Annotated in this window: 1 protein-coding gene; it reads left to right on the forward strand. The window is 61.5% G+C overall.

Features of this window, described 5'->3' with window-relative positions; genetic code table 11:
• Positions 1-269 precede the first annotated feature (269 nt).
• Entirely contained in the window at positions 270-635 is a 366-nt protein-coding gene (locus AC5RWX_RS33900; protein ID WP_494100520.1) for a hypothetical protein, read from the forward strand.
• Positions 636-811: the final 176 nt, after the last annotated feature.

Raw genomic sequence — 811 nt, forward strand, 5'->3', positions numbered from 1 at the left:
GTTTGGGCAATTTGTGACGGGGACCGCAAGCCAAAGTCCAGGAAACATCGTCCGCACACTTATCCGCTCCAAAGATCCCGCTGTGATGTGGGGCTGCCATCGCGATGCCCTCCGAATGGTCCTAGTCCTCACCCGCACATTTGCGTACAATCCACAGTGTCCCTACCCGGATAAACCGCGCTATGGCATTGCTGGGGTGCAATGGCCAGGAATGAATAGCGGTCAGCGAAAGCGCCGAAACGCCCTGATCGCGGAATCAGGAGCGTGTGATGAACAATGTTCGAAACATCACGGTCGGAGCGGCTATGGCCGCGGCCCTGGCGGGTGGCGGCGTTTATCTCGCCATGGCCGTTCCGGACGGCGCATCGACCTCCACGGCGGCGTCTTCCGCCGACCGCAAGGGGGCCCACCATGCCAACGGCAAAACCGAGGAGCTTCTGACAGGTGAGACTGCCGCCCGTGTCGAAGCGGCAGCGAAGGCCGCGCATCCAGGGGCCAGGGTGATCCGCGTCGAGACCGACGCTGACGGCGCTGTCTATGAGGCGCATATCAGGACAGCCGACGGAACGCCCGTGACGGTGAAGTTGGACGCCTCGTTCAACATTACCGGGACTGAAGAACGCAAGAGACGCTAAGAACCGGCCGCGCCCCGGAGTGCCGACAGGTAGAAGCCCCGGAAAAATCTACGAGATTCCCGGTGCGTCGTAGATGTGACAGGGAAAAGACGTGCCGGCGGAGTGCCCAAGAAAAAGACCGGGGTTGGTAATGCGCTCGACCATCACTGTGCCGCCAAACTACCTGGAGCGGCCGA

This window comes from Arthrobacter sp. SPT-J7 (assembly GCF_059089965.1).